The sequence below is a fragment of the Mycolicibacterium lutetiense genome (assembly GCF_017876775.1).
Classification (GTDB): Bacteria; Actinomycetota; Actinomycetes; order Mycobacteriales; family Mycobacteriaceae; genus Mycobacterium; species Mycobacterium lutetiense.
The window spans coordinates 2,132,757-2,149,601 of sequence record NZ_JAGIOP010000002.1 but is presented as its reverse complement, the minus strand read 5'-3'; the positions used below and the strand labels follow the sequence as shown (position 1 = coordinate 2,149,601).

Here is a 16,845-nt window from a genome sequence, read left to right as displayed (position 1 = left end):
TCAGTGGGAACTGGCGAAGTTCGTCTTCAGCTCGCCGACGATCTCATCCCACACCGGCTCCGGTAGCTCGTGGCCCATCCCGTCGATCAACACCAGCCGCGCACCCGCGATCGCACGGGCCACCGCCCGGCCCCCGAACGGGCGCATCAACCGGTCGGAGCGTCCATGGATCACCACGGTAGGCGTGTTGATCCGCTTGTCGTGATGGCGCAGGCTGCCGCTGCCGAGAATGGCACCGAAATGCCGGGCGATCCCGGCCGGGTAGTAGGCGCGGTCGTACAGTTCGGCGGCCTGGGCCCTGATCTCGGCCTCGGGAGTGGGATAGCCAGGGCTGCCGTTGATCCGGCTGATCCGAACGGAGTTGTCGATGATGGCGTCTCGCGACGAATTGGCGGGTGGGCCGGTGACCACCGACAGCAGCTGCTTGATGCCCGGCGGCGGCAACAGCGGCTGATTGTTGCTGGAGAAGATCACCGCAAGTGACTTGGTGCGCTGCGCGTGCCGGGACGCAAACACCTGGGCGATCATCCCGCCCATCGATCCGCCGACGATGTGGGCAGTGTCGATCTTGAGGTGATCGAGCAGGGCGGCGGCGTCGTCGGCGACGTCTTCGAGCGTGTAGACCGACGGGCTCCGGAGCCCCAGAAACGACCGGGCCATCCGCAGCGGCAGCGGCGAATCCACCCGCGTGCCGGACAATTTGGTGGACAGACCGACGTCGCGGTTGTCGTAACGGATGACACGTAGTCCCTGGCTCACCAGCATTTCGCAGAACCCGGTGCGCCACAACAGCATCTGCGCGCCCAGGCCCATGATCAGCAGCACGGCCGGATCATTCGGGTCGCCCATGTCCTCGTAGTAGAGGTCGACATCGCCGGGTTCCGCGGATGACGTGGCGAAGCCGGTCCGCACGTTCATGCCGGCCATTCAGGCCTCGTCCCCGTCGGCGTCGGAATTTTTGTGCTCGCGGCTGATGTCCACCATGAAGTTGGCGAAATACCCGGTGAGTTGGGGATCGTTCATCATCTGCCACTTCGGGGCCAGCAGCTTCATGTAACGCTCCACGTAGAGGAACTGCTTGCCGATCAACACCAGCTCGCGGGGCAGCTTGACGTCGTAGGCGTCGGCCAGCGTGGCAAGCTGCTTGCCGATTTCGGCGTAGGACATATCGCCGAGCGACTTCATGGTCAGCGGGGTGGCGAACTTCTCCAGGTCCTTGGCCGCCTCCGCCTCGGGCTTCACGGTGCCGACCGCGCCCATCAGCACGACGATCTTGCCCGCGGCCGCATGGTCCTTCTTGACCAGCAGGGCAAAGACCAGCTCGCGCAACAGCCAGCGGGTCCGTGGGTCGATACGGCCCATGATGCCGAAGTCGAAGAACACGACCTTGCCTGCGTCATCGACGTAGAGGTTGCCCGCATGCAGGTCCCCGTGGAACAGGCCGTGCTTGAGGCCCCCCTCGAACACGCTGAACAACAGGGCCTTGACCAGATCGGTGCCGTCGAAACCCTTCTTGCGGATTGCGGCGACGTCGTCGATCCGCACCCCGGTGACCCGCTCCATGGTCAACACCCGCTGGCTGGTCAGGTCCCAGTACACCTGCGGGACCCGGATGTTCTCGCCCAGCGGCGAGGAGTGCATGTGCGACACCCAGGCGTCCATCGACTGTGCCTCCAGCCGGAAGTCCAGCTCCTCGGCCAGGTTCTCGGCGAAGTCGGCGACCACATCCTGAGCCGACAGCCGCCGGCCCAGTTTCGCCAGCTCCACCAGCTGTGCGCCGCGCTTGAGGATCTGCAGGTCGGCGGCGACGCGGCGGCGGATCCCCGGACGCTGGATCTTGACCACCACCTCCTCGCCGCTGTGCAGCGTGGCGTAGTGCACCTGGGCGATCGACGCCGAGGCAAACGGCTTCTCGTCGAAGGTCTTGAACAGGTTCGTGGGCTCGTCGCCGAGCTCTTCCACGAACAACTTGTGCACCTCGTCGGTATCGGCCGGCGGCACCCGGTCGAGCAGGCTGCGGAACTCGCGGCTCAGTGGCTCACCGAAGGCGCCCGGGCTCGACGCGATGATCTGGCCGAACTTGACGTAGGTGGGACCCAGATCGGAGAACGTCTGCGGGACCTGCCGGATGACCTTCTGCTGCAGGGAACCCCTGCCGAACATGCTCGCGGCAACACGGGCCCCGGTGCGGGTGATCTGCCAACCGGTGGCGCCGATTCGGGCGGCTTCCACGGGCAGCGGCACCCGGCTCAACCGGGCGACCTCGCGGTGCTTGGTTTTCGGCGGCGTAGTGCTCATAGCTGCAGTGTCTCAAAGGCCGCGGTCGGGCGAAAAACATCTGTGCCGCGCGTCACACCGAGGCGAAACTTTCTTCGACCTCTTCACGGCTCAGGGACGGGTCGGTTCCGGGCACGTAAGTGGGCTCGGTGTGCGGCACGGTGGTCCCGGCGGCGACGCGTTCTTGCGCCGCGCGGAACTCCGGGGTGTCACCGGCCGCGGTGTGCAGACCGTTGATGATCGACCACACCATGGTGCGCCGGGCCGCCCGCTCGATCGGATTGGGATCGGTGTGCCCGATCATCTGCTTGGCCCACTTGGGCATGGTGTCGCGGATCGCCCAGTCCACCGCGCTCTGCGGCATCGGCAGGTTGGGGCCGGTGGCCATGGCCGCGCCGTAGGTGAGCGCCAGCTTGGGTAGATACGAGTGCAGGCACTCCAGAGTCTCGGCCTTGGTTGCGGGCAGGTCGGTGCCGCCCAGCGCGTGCCCGACGCGGATGAACTCGCCGTAGTAGCGGTCAAGTTTCTTACCGCGCAACGGGTTCGGGTGGTAGATCTCGTGCGCGGTGGCCAGCCCCCACACCACGGTCGCGTAGTTCCAGCGCAGCCAGTCCGGATCGTCGGCGTCGTAGACCGCACCGTCGGGACGGGTCCCCTTGATGGTGTGGTGCATCGAGCGGACGGTCTTGGCCACCCGTTCGGCGGTTTCGGTGTTGCCGTAGGCGGTGCCGATGAAGAACGCGATCGAATGCCCCAGGCGCACCGCGGCGCCCCGGGGGTCGATGACGGGAACGGCGATGCCGTCGTCATCGCGTTTGACCAGCCGCGAATGGTGCATGCCCATCCAGTAGATCGAGGGATCGAGGCGTTCCAGGTATGCCGCGCACTGCAGGCCGAAGACGAGTGCCTCGGTGTGGGAGTGCACGTGCCAGACGGCACTGCCCGGGCCGAACCACCCCGGATCGCCCACCGGACCGGCGAACTCCATGCCACGGAAGTAGTGCTGACGAATGTCCGTGTCGAACTTCCGCTGCAGCATCTGCTCGAGGATTTGGTGCGGCATGTCCACGCGGGACCCCCTTCTGGTTACGTCTGTAGCCAGAATACATTTTGGATACGGGTGTGACCAGACTTAGTCTGTACGGATGTCGAGCCCGACGCGATGGGCCGGCGTGCCGCTGACGGACCGCCGGGCCGAACGACGCGCCCTGCTGGTGGACGCGGCGTTCCGGCTGTTCGGGGACGGCGGAGAGGCCGCGGTGTCGGTGCGCTCGGTCTGCCGCGAATGCGGACTGAACACCCGCTACTTCTACGAGAGCTTTTCCGACACCGACGACCTGCTCGGGGCCGTGTACGACGAGGTCAGCGCGGCCCTTGCCGTCGACGTCGAGGCCGCGACGGCCGGAGCCGGAGACCACCTACGGGCCAGGACCCGCGCCGGAATCGCCGCGGTGCTGGGCTTCAGCTCGGCCGACCCGTGGCGAGGACGGGTGCTGTTCACCGACGCCAGGGCGAACCCGGTACTGGCCGCCCGACGCACAGCGACCCAGGACCTGTTGCGCGAGGCTGTCTTGTCCGAGGGTGGCCGGCTGCATCCGGGTTCGGACCCGGTCGCCGCCCAGGTCGGCGCGGCCATGTACACCGGTGCGATGGCCGAACTCGCCCAGCAATGGCTGAGCGGCAACCTGGGCGACGACCTGGAGGTGGTGGTGGACTGTGCGCTCCGGTTGGTCCTCGGCCGCTGATCCTCAGACGGCGGCGGGCCGCCAGCGCTTGATCCACTCGGTCTCGGGCCACTGCTCCTCGGCCGCGAGCAACTCGTACATCGTTGCGCGGTCGATCGATTCGCGGATGATGTCGGCATGCCCGGCGTGCCGGCTGAGTTCCTCGATCAGGTGCATGGCCACCCACCGGACCGACCAATTGTCGACGTCGTCCGGAAACCACGGCACTTCGTGGGGCACCGGAACCGCGGTATCGAGGTCCCGTTCGGCGAGCACCCGCAGCGTCTCGACGTTCTGGGCCTTGAACCCCTCGAGCAGCCCGGCCAGGGTCTCGTCCTCACCCATCACGTATTGGTCGGCGTAGTCGGCCATCTGCTCTTCCATCGGCCGGGGATCCGACGGCGGAAATTGCGGCGCGTGCTCGACCCGGGCGGTCCACGCCTGCTGCATCCCGGTGACGTGTTTGATCAGCCCGCCGATCGACAGCGCGCTGACCGACGGTGTGGACCGGGCCTGCTCGTCGGTCAGTCCGTGTGCCACCGCGAAGTAGGCGTTCTGCTGAAACGCGACGAACCCGATCAGGGTCTGACGTTCGTCGGCGGACGGAGGGGGCATTCCTGGCATGGTTCAGTTCTCCTTGTTGTGGGATGAGTGGGCGTAAAGGTCACGGATGCAGGCGATTTCGGCGCCGTGGTGGATTACCTCCCGGTTGATGTGCAGGACCAGCACGGCCATCGGCTCATTACCGTAGGGCCCCTCGGCGGGCCCGCACGGGCGCTTCAGGTCATCCTCGCTGAGTGACCTGACCCCGTCGATCCAATTTCGGTACGCGTCGTCGAGTTGGCTCAGGGCGGTGGCCGCATCGGTGGCGTACGGCCACGACTCGTAGTCCGCCGGCGGCCCGCCGAAGTGCGAATGGTTGCGCATCGCGAACACGCCGACGATCACGTGCGCCAGCCGCCACGCGATGGTGGTGAACGGTTCCGGTTGCGGCGGCGGATAACTGAAGTCGATGGCGCCGTCGGGGTGAACGGTCCAGCAGTCGGGGACGGGTGCCCAGAAGTATTCGTCGTCGGTCAGGCCGTCCAATCGCGGCCTCAATTGATTGGTCCAGTGGAAGTCCAGTTGGTCGGCCAGAAGATTTATCCACATTGGACTACCGTCTCACGCATATAGGACAGTTTCGGTCCTAAAAATGCGGCAGACTTCTTGCATGGCCGTAAGCAGCGAAACCACCGGCCGGGTGTTGCAACTCCTCGGACTGTTGCAGTCGCGTCGGGCCTGGACGGGCCAAGAACTGGCCGAACGACTCGGTGTCACCACCCGCAGCGTTCGCCGTGACATCGAGCGGCTGCGCGAACTCGGGTACCCCGTCCACGCCAGCAAGGGACAGGGCGGGGGCTACCAACTCGGCGCGGGCGCGGCGCTGCCCCCGCTGCTGCTCGACCCCGACGAAGCCGTCGCGATGGCCGTCTGCCTGCGGCTGGCCGCCGGCGGAAGCGTCGCCGGCGTCGGCGAATCCGCCCTGCGGGCGCTGTCCAAACTCGACCAGGTCATGCCCGCACGCCTGCGGTCACAGGTCGCGGCGGTGCACGACTCCACCGTCACCCTGGCCCCGAACTCCTCGGACTCCCCGGTGGAACCCGAGGTACTGATGACCCTGGCCCGCGCCTGCCGCGACCGCGAGCACGTCAGCACCGACTACACCGACATCCGGGGCAACCACACCCAGCGGCGGCTGGAGCCCTATCAACTGGTGACCACCGGCCGGCGCTGGTACCTGATGGCCTACGACCGCGACCGCGAGGACTGGCGCAGTCTGCGCTTGGACCGGATGACCGCGGTGGTGGCCCGCGGCACCACCTTCGCGCCGCGCGAGGCTCCGGATGCGGCCGACTATGTGCGTCGCTCGATCAGCTCCTCGCCCTACCGCTACGTCGCCCGGGTGCGCTATCACGCGCCGCAAGAGGTTGTGGCGCAGAAGTTTCCACCGGCATCGGCCACGGTCGAGGCAGACGGACCCGACGCCTGCATCGTCACCACCGGCGCCGACGACCCCGAGCGTATGGTCCTCTATTTCGCCACCGTGGGCCATGACTTCGAGGTACTCGAGCCGCCCGAGGTGGCCGCTGCCGTGCGCACAGTGGCCGATCGCCTGCGCCTGGCTGCGCGCAGGAACGTCAGGTGATCCCGAGCCGGTCGAGGAGCATCAGAAATGCGGCAGCGAAGTCGTTGTCGGCGGTGGCAGCACGCACCACATCCCAGTCGACCTGCTCGCGCACCGCACGGCTGGCCGGAAGCAACGCCGCGAAGTCGCAATGGTGTTCGTTGAGCGACCGCAACTTTTCCGACACCACCACCGTCGGCGGCAGCACCGGCATCCGGATCGCCAGCACATCGAGCACCTCGGCCGAACCCAATATGGCCGCATCCACCGATGCCCCGTTGAGTCGATAGAGCACATCGACCAGCACGTCGTCGTCCGGATAGGCCTTGAACAACCAGTCCTCGGGAACATGCACGATCTGAAATCCGGCCTTACGCAACGCCACCTCGGCCGCGTCGGCGTCGGCCTCGGCCACCACGAAATCGACGTCGTGCACCGGTTCGGGCGCACCGTAGACCCACAGTGCATAGCTGCCGCCCAACGCGAAGCGTGGCCCATGCGCCTTGAACGCTGCCGCGGCCCGCTTCAGCGCGTCACGCAGGTCGTCGTTGCGGTCGAGCATGTGGCCATCCCGGTTCGTCGGGCATCGCCGCGGTGAAGGCGATGCAGAGTGGGTACTGAGTACCCATGCGGATGGCCACTTTCAACATCCTGCACGGACGCAGTGTTCACGATGGCGACGTCGACCTGGACCGGTTGGCCGCCGCGGTGGCCGAACTCGACGCCGACATCCTCGCGCTGCAAGAGGTCGACCTCGATCAACCGCGCTCGGGCAGGGCAGATCTGACTGCCGTGGCCGCCCGGGCGATGAACGCCGTGCACCACCGGTTCGTCGCCGCGATCTCCGGAACCCCCGGCGCCACCTGGATGGCTGCGACCGGCCGCGAACAACCCGGAACCGCCGCCTACGGCATCGCCCTTCTCACCCGGTACCCGGTCGAGAACTGGCAGGTGTTGAGCCTCCCTCGGATACCGGTCCCGTTTCCGATGTACGTCTCGGGGATCCGTCGGTTCCGGATCATCCACGAAGAACCCCGGGCCGCGATGGTCGCCCGCATCGACACCCCGTTCGGTGCACTCACCGTGGCCAACACCCACCTGTCGTTCGTACCGGGGTGGAACCGGGTGCAATTGCGGCATCTGGTGCGGGATCTGAGCGGCTTCCCGGGGCCGAGGCTCCTCATGGGAGATCTGAACTCGGGCGCGCCGGCGCACTGGCGTCAACTCGGGGCCGCCCCGACCTTTCCCGCCGACTCGCCGACGACGCAACTCGACCACATCCTTACCGACGACCCGGCACTGTGCGCCACTGAATGCGTGGCGCCGCACCTACCGATTTCGGATCATCGAGCGTTGGTCGTCGACATTTCGGCGCACTGAAGTCGTAGGGTTTCGGCATGCGCGTCCTGTCAGCGGAGACGACGGAGCTGTTTGCCGGGCCGGAGGATGCCCCTCGGCAGTTGGTTCGGGTGCGATACGAGGGTTGCACCTCGCCGACACCGGTGCGGGTGGACGGGGACGGGCTCTCCGGTGAGGCGATCGCCACGCCCGGAGACAGCATCGTCGAGGTTCCGATCGACGTCGAGCGGGGCGTCCCCGGCGAGATCCGGCGCGCGCGGGCGGGGGAGACGACCTTCGACTTCACCGTCGCCGAACCCGGCTGGACCATGTACATGATCAGCCACTTCCACTACGACCCTGTCTGGTGGAACACCCAGGCCGCCTACACCAGCCTGTGGACGGAAGATCCACCCGGCCAGTGCAGGCAGACCAACGGATTCGACCTGGTGCACGCACACCTGGAAATGGCGCGGCGTGAACCGGAGTACAAGTTCGTCCTGGCCGAGGTCGACTATCTCAAGCCCTACTGGGATGCCCGCCCGGAAGACCGGGCCGATCTACGCCGGTTCATCGCCGACGGGCGCGTCGAGATCATGGGCGGCACCTACAACGAGCCGAACACCAATCTCACCAGCCCGGAGACTGCGATCCGGAATTTTGTGGCGGGCATGGGTTTTCAACGCGATGTGATGGGTGCCGACCCGGCGACCGCGTGGCAGCTCGACGTGTTCGGGCACGATCCGCAATTCCCCGGCATGGCGGCCGACGTCGGCCTGACCTCCAGTTCGTGGGCGCGCGGGCCGCATCACCAGTGGGGGCCGATGCAGAACGACGGCGACCCCGAACGTATGCAGTTCGCCAGCGAGTTCGAGTGGATCGCACCGTCGGGCCGTGGGTTGCTCACCCACTACATGCCCGCGCATTATGCGGCGGGATGGTGGATGGACTCCTCGGCCTCACTGGCCGAAGCCGAAGAATCCACCTACACCCTGTTCACCAAACTCAAGCGGGTTGCGTTGACCCGCAACGTGCTGCTGCCCGTCGGCACCGACTACACCCCGCCCAACAAGTGGGTCACCGAAATCCACCGCGACTGGAACTCGCGGTACGTCTGGCCGAAATTCGTGTGCGCGTTGCCGTCCGAGTTCTTCACTGCGGTGCGAGCCGAAGCCGACGCGCGCGGCATCATGCCGTCGCCGCAGACCCGCGACATGAACCCGATCTACACCGGCAAGGACGTCTCCTACATCGACACCAAGCAGGCCAACCGGGCTGCCGAGGACGCGGTGCTCGACGCCGAACGGTTCGCGGTGTTCGCCGGACTGCTGGGCGGCGCGGACTATCCGCAGGCCGCCCTGACCAAGGCCTGGGTGCAGCTGGCCTACGGGGCGCACCACGACGCCATCACCGGCTCGGAATCCGATCAGGTCTACCTCGACCTGTTGACCAGCTGGCGCGACGCCTGGGATCTGGGCGTCACCGCGCGGGACAATGCCTTGCGCCTGTTGTCGCAGGCCGTCGACGGTTTCGGTGGGCAGGAGCGTAGCGACCCGGGGTTGAGGACGGTAGTGGTGTGGAACGCCGTGGCGCACAACCGGACCGACATCGTCACCGCGCACCTGGACACCCCCTTTCCCGGGGCCGTGTTCGACAGCGACGGCAACGAGGTTCCCGTCCTGGTCGAGCACGACGGAGCGACGGTGAGCTGGCTGGCCCGTGACGTGCCGTCGCTGGGCTGGCAGTCCTACCGATTCGTCGCCGGCGCGGCGCGCGGCTGGGAACCGCTGGCCGGTGACGAGATCGCCAACGGGCGCTACCGGCTACGCGTCGATGCGGCCCGCGGCGGCGGGGTGTGCTCGCTGACCGACGACGGGCGAGAGCTCATCGCAGACGGCGGCGTCGGCAACGAACTGGCGGTCTACGAGGAGTATTCGGCCCACCCCGAGGCCGGGGAAGGGCCCTGGCACCTGCTGCCCACCGGGCCGGTGGTGTGTTCCTCGGCCGCTCCGGCCGAGGATGTGCAGTGCTACCGGAGCGCGCTCGGGCAGCGGGTGATCGTGCGGGGCCGCATCGCGGATCTGTTGAGCTACACCCAGATCATCACACTGTGGTCCGGTGTGGACCGGGTCGATTGCCGCACTGTCATCGACGAGTTCGTCGGGGCGGACCGCCTGGTCCGGTTGCGTTGGCCCTGCCCGGTGCCCGGCGCGCTACCGGTGAGCGAGGTCGGCGACGCCGTGATCGGCCGGGGATTCGGGCTGCTGCATGAGCATTCGGCCCACCACGCGGTGGACGCGGCGCAACACCCGTGGACGTTGGACAACCCGGCTTACGGTTGGTTCGGGCTGTCCTCGGCCGTGCGGGTATGCATCGGAGTCGATGCGGTGCGAGCCGTTTCAGTGGCCGAGGTGGTCACTCCCGACGACGGCACCGACCCGCGGGATCTGATGGTGGCCCTGGTACGTGCCGGGGTAACGGCCACCTGCAGCGCCGCCGACAAACCCCGATACGGCGATCTCACCGTGGACTCCAACCTGCCCGACACCCGGTTCGCGCTCGGCGGCCCGGACGAAAACCCCTTCACCGCAGCTGTTCTCGCCGAATCGGACATCGCCTACACCGACGAGTTCAAACGCCAGATCGACGCAACCGGATCGGCTCGCGTCTGGGTGCCTGCCACCGCGCCGTTGACCGAACAGTGGGTGCCCGGTGCAGACTTGCGTGGGGTGCGTACCTTGCCGGTCCTGATCCTGGCCGGCGACCTCGAGGCGGTGGTCGATGACCTGGGTGACGCCGAGATCGTCGTCACCCAGCAGGCCCCCGCGGTGACCGCGCCGTTCGATGCCCGCACCGTCGCGCTGCTGAACCGTGGGGTGCCGAGCTTCGCCATCGAGCCCGACGGCACCCTGCACACCTCACTGATGCGCTCCTGCACCGGCTGGCCGTCGGGCACCTGGATCGACCCGCCACGCCGTACCGCCCCGGACGGATCCAACTTCCAATTGCAGCACTGGACACATACATTCGACTACGCGCTGGTCACCGGCGCCGGCGACTGGCGGGCCGCGGGCGTCGCACCCAGCGCCGCAGAGTTCAACCGGCCGTTGCAACCGGTGGTGGTCGATCCGGCCGCCGACGGCGGACTGCCGGCGACGGGGTCACTCTTGGAGATCGAGCCGGCGGGCACCGTACAACTGGGTGCGCTCAAGGCCACCGGCAATCCGCTCGCCTCGGGCAGCGTCCGCCGTACCGATCCGGCCGACGGAGTCACCGCGCGCCTGGTCGAGATCACCGGCAACGCTACCGAGGTCACCATTCGCTCCGGGTTGCGCGCGGTGTCCGCCGCCGCGAACCTGAACCTTCTGGAAGAGCCTGCGCCGGAGCGGCCGTCGGATCTGAGTCTGCACGGATACCAGATCGCCACCATCGCCGCTCAGTTCAACCTGCCGAAGGTGTTGCGGGGCGAGCACCGGCCGTTGGCGCCCGAAGCTGAGGCCGCACAGCCGCTCTACGCCCGGTACTGGCTGCACAATCGCGGTCCGGCGCCGCTCGGCGGCCTGCCTGCGGTCGCGTACCTGCATCCGGAAAGCGTTGCTGCGCAACCCGGTACCGATGTCGTCGTGCGATTGACCGCGGCGAGTGACTGCACCGATGCCGCACTGCACGGCCGGGTCAGGCTTTCGGGCCCGCCGGGGTGGGAGGTGCAACCCGCCGAGTTGCCCTACGTGTTGCCACCCGGGGAATATCTGGAAACCGATGTGGTCCTGAGTGTCCCGGCGGGAGCAGGGCCCGGGCTGTACCCGTTGCGGGCCGAACTCACGGTGACCGGCAGCGGATCGGATGCGCTGCCGCCGTCGTGGCGGCAGGTGGTCGAGGACGTCTGCATCCTCACGATCGGTGAACCCAGTGGCGCCCAGGTGCTCAAGCTGGTGTCCGAGCCGCAGTCCGTCGACATCACGGCCGGTGAGACCGCCCGACTGTCGATGACGATCGGCACCGATGCGCTCGCCGCCCTGAGCGCCGAGGCGCATCTGATCAGCCCATGGGGAACCTGGGAGTGGATGGGGCCGGCCGCGGTCGGCGTCGAGGTACCCGCGTCGGGCACCGCCGAGATCGGGTTCGACATCGCGCCCCCATCGTGGGTCGAGTCGGGCGAGTGGTGGGCGTTGATCCGGGTGGGTTGTGCCGGACGCCTGGTCTATTCGCCGGCAGTAAAGGTGACGGTCCGATGAACCCGGTGACCTATGCGGCACGAGTAGCCGGAAAACCGGTGTTCATCAAGGAGATCGACGACCGGGAGGCCACGCTACGGGCGGGGAACCGGGCCTCGGCGCTGCCACGCCCCGGGACCAGCGAAGGGCGCCAGTTACGCCGCTGGCTCACCCAGTTGGCGGTCGCCGAACGGGTGGTCGCCGACGAGGCCGCCGCGCGCGGCCTGTCCGGCCACGGCGCACCCGGCCAGGACGAGGTGCTGCCCGATACCGCGGCCCGGCTGGAGATCGGCAGCGTCGCCGCCGCCACCCTGGGTACCCCGCTGGCCCGTGCGGTGTTCGCGGAGGTGACTGCGGCGGTCGATATCTCAGATGCGCAGGTGATTGCCTATCACGCGCGGAACCCGTTGCGGTTCGCGCCGATACCGGGGGGCCCGCACGGCTGGCGCGGCCGGCCGGTCGCGCCGTCGCTGGATCAGGTGCACCACCGGATAGCCGCGCATCTACGGTCGGCTTCACGCAGGCAGGCGTTCCGGCTGTGGCTCGACGCGCGGTGCGCGGCCCTGGTGGAACTGGCACCGGGGTACGAGCATCCCGGGGATCCCCGTCAACCGGACAACACCCACAAGCACTAGGAGCGCCCGTGACTCTCACCCTCGCGCTCGATATCGGCGGCACCAAGATCGCCGCCGGCCTGGTCGACGCCGAGGGGCGACTGGTGCATCGGGCCCAACTACCGACCCCGGACGGCGACGCCGAGACGGTGTGGGCCGTCGTCGAGAAACTGCTCGGCGAGACCATGCAGACCGCGGACGGGGCGGCGACCGGCGTCGGCGTCGCCTCCGCCGGACCCATCGACCTGCCCAACGGCACCGTCAGCCCCATCAATATCGCTGAATGGCAGCACTTCCCGATCGTCGATCGGGTTACCGACACCACTCGGTTGCCGGTCCGGCTCGGTGGTGACGGGCTGTGCATGGCGCTCGGCGAGCAGTGGTGCGGTGCGGGCCGGGGCGCGCAGTTCCTGCTCGGCATGGTGGTGTCGACCGGGGTCGGCGGTGGCCTGGTGCTCGACGGCGCCCCGTACGACGGCCGCACCGGCAACGCCGGGCACGTCGGCCATGTCGTCGTCGCCCCCGACGGCGGTGACCCGTGTGCGTGTGGCGGGCATGGCTGCGTCGAGACCGTCGCGTCCGGGCCCAGCATGGTGCGGTGGGCCCGCACGCAGGGGTGGGCCGGCACCGACGCCAAGGTGCTGGGTGAGGCAGCAGCTCAAGGAGATGGGCTGGCCATCAAGGCATTTCATCGAGGCGCGCGGGCAGTGGCGGCGATGATCGCCTCGGTGGGCGCGGTCTGCGACCTGGACCTGGTGGTGATCGGCGGGGGAGTGGCCAAGTCCGGGGCATTGTTGTTCGACCCGCTGCGCGCGGCGCTCGCCGACTACGCCGGGCTGGAGTTCCTGCGGGGGCTGCGGGTCGTCGCGGCCGAACTCGGTGGGGATGCCGGCCTGGTGGGTGCGGCGGCTCTGGCGCGCGGCTGACGCTTCTGTTTCTGGATCTCCATATGGGTGCGGCCCCATTCGCACAACGCGCCCAGCACCGGCGCCAACGTCTTCCCGTACTCGGAGATCGAATAGTGCACGCGTGGCGGCACCGTGCCTGCGTCATGGCGATCGATGATCCCGGCGTCGACCAGATCGTGCAGATGGCGGATGAGCATCCGCTCGGTGATGTCGGGAATGCTGCGGCGCAGTTCGGCGGTGCGCATCGGCCCGTCGGCCAGCCGCCACAGGATGGTGCCCTTCCAGCGTCCGTCGATGACCGACAACGTCGCGTCGATCGGGCAGTCGCCGACCTCTTTCTTGGAAACCGCCATGCTCAAACCCTTCGCGGATGCTGACTAATTTGTCAGTACCTTGTTTTCTGGCAGCATACTGATCAGCCTAGATGGCATGGAAGAAATCGTGCAGATGCTCGCCGTCATCGTCACCGGACCGCTTCTCGGCGTCGAGTTCGGCGTCGCCGCATTCACCAACCCGATCCTGCAGCGGCTGCCCGATGCCGCCTACCGGCAGGCCCGCGGCACCGGTGCAGGGATTCTCGGAACGGCGATGCCGTTCTGGTACGGCGGCGCCATCGTGTTGCTGATCGCCGCCGCAGTGGGGAGCCCAGGGCCGCTGCTCATCACCGCAGTGGTTCTGATGGGGCTGGTCATGCTGCTGTCCGTCACCACACTGGTGCCGATCAACAACCGCGTCGCGGCGGGATTCGGCGGATGTGACGATGCCGGTGAGGACGCCGAACAGTTCCACGAACTGGCCCGCCGCTGGGACCGGCTGCACTGGCTGCGGGTCGGATTGCTGGCTGCGGCATTCGTGCTGCTGGTGGTTGCGGGCTGAAGACGCCGCGGCCGACCGCGCAGGTACGGCATTCGCGGCGGTGCAAACGGGGCCGCGTTTTGGCTGATCGGTGGGTGCTCGGCTAGTCTGGTCGAGTTCCACCGAAGACCGTCGGTCACCGAGCAATCGGTTGAAGGCCCCGGAAGTATCCGGGCGGCCCACGCAGGAGGACGAGGCTAGACCAGTTTTCGTGCTGGGTATATCTGCGCCCCGACCTTATGCGTCGGGGCGTTCGTCATTTCCGGACCTGAAACAGGCCGGTTGGCGGTTCGAGGCGGAACGCCCGATACCCACCACAAGGAGGCATGCATGGCCAAGGCTGATAAAGCCACGGCGGTTGCCGACATTGCTGAGCAGTTCAAGGCGTCGACGGCCACCGTCGTCACCGAGTACCGCGGGCTGACTGTGGCGAACCTGGCTGAGCTGCGTCGTTCCCTCGGCGACTCCGCCACGTACACCGTCGCCAAGAACACTCTGGTGAAGCGCGCCGCGTCTGAAGCTGGCATTGAAGGTCTCGACGAGCTGTTCGCCGGTCCCACGGCGATCGCGTTCGTCCAGGGTGAGCCCGTTGACGCCGCCAAGGCGATCAAGAAGTTCGCCAAGGACAACAAGGCGCTCGTCATCAAGGGCGGCTACATGGACGGCAAGGCGCTGTCTGTGTCCGAGGTCGAGAAGATCGCTGACCTCGAGTCGCGCGAGGTTCTGCTCGCCAAGCTGGCAGGTGCCATGAAGGGCAACCTGTCCAAGGCCGCAGGTCTGTTCAACGCGCCCGCTTCTCAGATGGCCCGCCTCGCGGCGGCGCTGCAGGAGAAGAAGGCCGGCGAAGAGGCCGCGTAGAAGCTTCCGCTTCACTCGCCGCTTGAACTGCGCAATCGCAACCGCACAAACCACCCCCCATCTGTAAGAAAAATCAGGAAGGACCATAAACATGGCCAAGCTGTCCACCGACGAACTGCTCGACGCTTTCAAGGAAATGACCCTGCTGGAGCTCTCTGAGTTCGTGAAGCAGTTCGAAGAGGTCTTCGAGGTCACCGCCGCCGCTCCGGTCGCCGTTGCCGCCGCCGGTGGCGCCCCCGCCGCCGCCGAGGCCGCCGAGGAGCAGTCGGAGTTCGACGTCATCCTCGAGGGTGCCGGCGAGAAGAAGATCGGCGTCATCAAGGTCGTCCGCGAGATCGTCTCCGGCCTGGGCCTGAAGGAAGCCAAGGATCTGGTCGACGGCGCTCCCAAGCCGCTGCTGGAGAAGGTCACCAAGGAGGCCGCCGAGGACGCCAAGAGCAAGCTCGAGGCTGCCGGCGCCAGCGTCACCGTCAAGTAGTCCATACCTGGACCGCAAGAACCCCCGAATCCCCAGGGATTCGGGGGTTCTTTGCTTGCATGGGCACGATTGATCCGGCGGCAGCACGGGTACTCCCGAATATTGGGAGACATGCCTGTGTGTGCGATGCGCCGTGCGCTATGGTGACTCAAGCCACAGGCCGCAGCAGGTGGTTGGGTGAGCCGCAGGCGGAAGGATCTTTGATGGGCGTCCAGATCGACGTGACGGGACTGAGCAAATCTTTTGGATCGTCAAAGATTTGGGAGGATGTCACGCTGACGGTTCCCGAGGGCGAGGTCAGCGTGCTGCTGGGCCCGTCGGGTACCGGCAAATCGGTGTTCTTGAAGTCTCTGATCGGCTTGCTGCGCCCAGAGCGCGGCTCCATCGTCATCGACGGCACCAACATCCTTGAGTGTTCGGCCAAGGAGCTCTACGAGATCCGCACGCTGTTCGGTGTGCTGTTCCAGGACGGCGCGCTGTTCGGCTCGATGAACATCTATGACAACACCGCCTTCCCGTTGCGTGAGCACACGAAGAAGAGCGAGAGCGAGATCCGCAACATCGTCATGGAGAAGCTCGACCTGGTGGGTATGCCCAATGACGGGCACAAGTTCCCCGGCGAGATCTCCGGCGGTATGCGCAAGCGCGCCGGCCTGGCTCGGGCCCTGGTGCTCGACCCCAAGATCATCCTGTGCGACGAGCCGGACTCCGGTCTGGACCCGGTGCGTACCGCGTACCTGTCCCAGCTGCTGATCGACATCAACGCGCAGATCGACGCCACAGTGCTGATCGTGACGCACAACATCAACATCGCCCGGACCGTGCCGGACAACATCGGCATGCTGTTCCGCAAGCAGCTGGTCATGTTCGGCCCCCGCGAGGTGCTGCTCACCTCGGAGGAGCCCGTCGTCAAGCAGTTCCTCAACGGTCGCCGGATCGGGCCGATCGGTATGTCGGAGGAGAAGGACGAGGCCACCGCGGCCGCTGAGCAGGCCATGATGGAGGCCGGCCAGCATGACGGTGGTGTCGAGGAGATCGAGGGTGTGCCGCCGCAGTTGATGGCGACCCCGGGTATGCCCGAGCGCAAGGCCGTGGGCCGCCGTCAGGCCCGGGTACGCGAGATCCTGCACACCCTGCCGCCCGCTGCACAGGCCGCGATCCTCGACGACCTCGAGGGCACCCACAAGTACGCGGTGCACGAGTTCGGAGACGAGCCGACGGCGCGCCACCAGCGCCCGGTCGGGGACGACGACCCGACCGGGGTCATCGAGGTTCCTCAACAGAGCTGAGTTTCATCACGTCAGGCCGGGCCCAAGGGTCCGGCCTGACGTGTATTCGCAGACAGTGCAAACAGCAGGTGCGGCGAACGTGTTGTGGGGAGAGTCCGGCCGCACCGAACCGCGCGTCACCTC

Annotated in this window: 17 protein-coding genes; 10 read left to right on the top strand and 7 right to left on the bottom strand. The window is 67.3% G+C overall.

Going from position 1 to position 16,845, the window contains the following annotated elements:
* Genes JOF57_RS19680 through JOF57_RS19670 form a run of 3 tightly spaced genes read right to left on the bottom strand, consistent with a single transcriptional unit; the run spans position 1 to position 3,346 of the window.
* Entirely contained in the window at positions 1 to 918 is a 918-nt protein-coding gene (locus JOF57_RS19680; protein ID WP_209923510.1) for an alpha/beta fold hydrolase, read from the bottom strand.
* 9 nt (positions 919 to 927) lie between these two features.
* A complete protein-coding gene (locus tag JOF57_RS19675) occupies positions 928 to 2,298 on the bottom strand; it encodes an ABC1 kinase family protein (RefSeq protein ID WP_209919200.1) in 1,371 nt (456 codons plus the stop codon).
* A 52-nt stretch (positions 2,299 to 2,350) separates the two neighbouring features.
* Positions 2,351 to 3,346 (bottom strand): oxygenase MpaB family protein, encoded by a 996-nt coding sequence (locus JOF57_RS19670; protein WP_209919198.1) that lies wholly within the window; start codon positions 3,344 to 3,346, stop codon positions 2,351 to 2,353.
* Between the two features lie 76 nt (positions 3,347 to 3,422).
* Here JOF57_RS19670 and JOF57_RS19665 point away from each other — a divergent pair, with 76 nt between their 5' ends.
* The gene (locus JOF57_RS19665) at positions 3,423 to 4,022 is read left to right on the top strand and encodes a TetR/AcrR family transcriptional regulator (protein ID WP_209919196.1); all 600 of its coding nucleotides are present in this window, start codon (positions 3,423 to 3,425) and stop codon (positions 4,020 to 4,022) included.
* 3 nt (positions 4,023 to 4,025) lie between these two features.
* Here the strand turns inward: JOF57_RS19665 and JOF57_RS19660 are convergent, their stop codons facing one another.
* Entirely contained in the window at positions 4,026 to 4,625 is a 600-nt protein-coding gene (locus tag JOF57_RS19660) for a DinB family protein (protein WP_209919194.1), read from the bottom strand.
* Between the two features lie 3 nt (positions 4,626 to 4,628).
* Positions 4,629 to 5,153: a DinB family protein gene (locus tag JOF57_RS19655; RefSeq protein ID WP_209919192.1), complete on the bottom strand. Its 525-nt coding sequence runs from the start codon at positions 5,151 to 5,153 to the stop codon at positions 4,629 to 4,631.
* A 61-nt stretch (positions 5,154 to 5,214) separates the two neighbouring features.
* Between JOF57_RS19655 and JOF57_RS19650 the strand changes: the two genes are divergently transcribed.
* Positions 5,215 to 6,189 (top strand): helix-turn-helix transcriptional regulator, encoded by a 975-nt coding sequence (locus JOF57_RS19650; protein ID WP_209919190.1) that lies wholly within the window; start codon positions 5,215 to 5,217, stop codon positions 6,187 to 6,189.
* Here the strand turns inward: JOF57_RS19650 and JOF57_RS19645 are convergent.
* Entirely contained in the window at positions 6,182 to 6,730 is a 549-nt protein-coding gene (locus tag JOF57_RS19645; RefSeq protein ID WP_209919188.1) for a hypothetical protein, read from the bottom strand. The two genes, JOF57_RS19650 and JOF57_RS19645, sit on opposite strands and share 8 nt — an antisense overlap.
* 65 nt (positions 6,731 to 6,795) lie before the next feature.
* Between JOF57_RS19645 and JOF57_RS19640 the strand changes: the two genes are divergently transcribed.
* From JOF57_RS19640 to JOF57_RS19625, 4 genes are read left to right on the top strand one after another with little or no spacing between them, the layout of a single operon-like run.
* Positions 6,796 to 7,548 (top strand): endonuclease/exonuclease/phosphatase family protein, encoded by a 753-nt coding sequence (locus JOF57_RS19640; protein WP_209919186.1) that lies wholly within the window; start codon positions 6,796 to 6,798, stop codon positions 7,546 to 7,548.
* A 17-nt stretch (positions 7,549 to 7,565) separates the two neighbouring features.
* A complete protein-coding gene (locus tag JOF57_RS19635) occupies positions 7,566 to 11,741 on the top strand; it encodes a glycoside hydrolase family 38 N-terminal domain-containing protein (protein ID WP_209919185.1) in 4,176 nt (1,391 codons plus the stop codon).
* Positions 11,738 to 12,355, top strand: a complete 618-nt coding sequence (locus JOF57_RS19630; protein ID WP_209919184.1) for a DUF7158 domain-containing protein — start codon at positions 11,738 to 11,740, stop codon at positions 12,353 to 12,355. The genes JOF57_RS19635 and JOF57_RS19630 overlap by 4 nt, the downstream gene beginning before the upstream one ends.
* An 8-nt stretch (positions 12,356 to 12,363) precedes the next feature.
* Positions 12,364 to 13,260 carry an ROK family protein gene (locus tag JOF57_RS19625; RefSeq protein ID WP_209919181.1) on the top strand — a complete coding sequence of 299 codons (897 nt, stop codon included), beginning with the start codon at positions 12,364 to 12,366 and terminating at the stop codon, positions 13,258 to 13,260.
* Here the strand turns inward: JOF57_RS19625 and JOF57_RS19620 are convergent.
* Positions 13,161 to 13,595: a winged helix-turn-helix transcriptional regulator gene (locus JOF57_RS19620; protein WP_209919179.1), complete on the bottom strand. Its 435-nt coding sequence runs from the start codon at positions 13,593 to 13,595 to the stop codon at positions 13,161 to 13,163. The two genes, JOF57_RS19625 and JOF57_RS19620, sit on opposite strands and share 100 nt — an antisense overlap.
* Positions 13,596 to 13,671: 76 nt before the next feature.
* Between JOF57_RS19620 and JOF57_RS19615 the strand changes: the two genes are divergently transcribed.
* The 4 genes from JOF57_RS19615 (at position 13,672) to JOF57_RS19600 (ending at position 16,722) form a co-directional block, all read left to right on the top strand.
* The gene (locus tag JOF57_RS19615; RefSeq protein WP_209919178.1) at positions 13,672 to 14,118 is read left to right on the top strand and encodes an anthrone oxygenase family protein; all 447 of its coding nucleotides are present in this window, start codon (positions 13,672 to 13,674) and stop codon (positions 14,116 to 14,118) included.
* Between the two features lie 309 nt (positions 14,119 to 14,427).
* The gene (rplJ, locus tag JOF57_RS19610) at positions 14,428 to 14,955 is read left to right on the top strand and encodes a 50S ribosomal protein L10 (RefSeq protein ID WP_209919176.1); all 528 of its coding nucleotides are present in this window, start codon (positions 14,428 to 14,430) and stop codon (positions 14,953 to 14,955) included.
* Between the two features lie 91 nt (positions 14,956 to 15,046).
* Positions 15,047 to 15,433 (top strand): 50S ribosomal protein L7/L12, encoded by a 387-nt coding sequence (gene rplL, locus JOF57_RS19605; protein ID WP_163664273.1) that lies wholly within the window; start codon positions 15,047 to 15,049, stop codon positions 15,431 to 15,433.
* A 203-nt stretch (positions 15,434 to 15,636) separates the two neighbouring features.
* Positions 15,637 to 16,722, top strand: a complete 1,086-nt coding sequence (locus JOF57_RS19600; protein ID WP_209919174.1) for an ABC transporter ATP-binding protein — start codon at positions 15,637 to 15,639, stop codon at positions 16,720 to 16,722.
* The last annotated feature ends 123 nt before the right edge of the window (positions 16,723 to 16,845 follow it).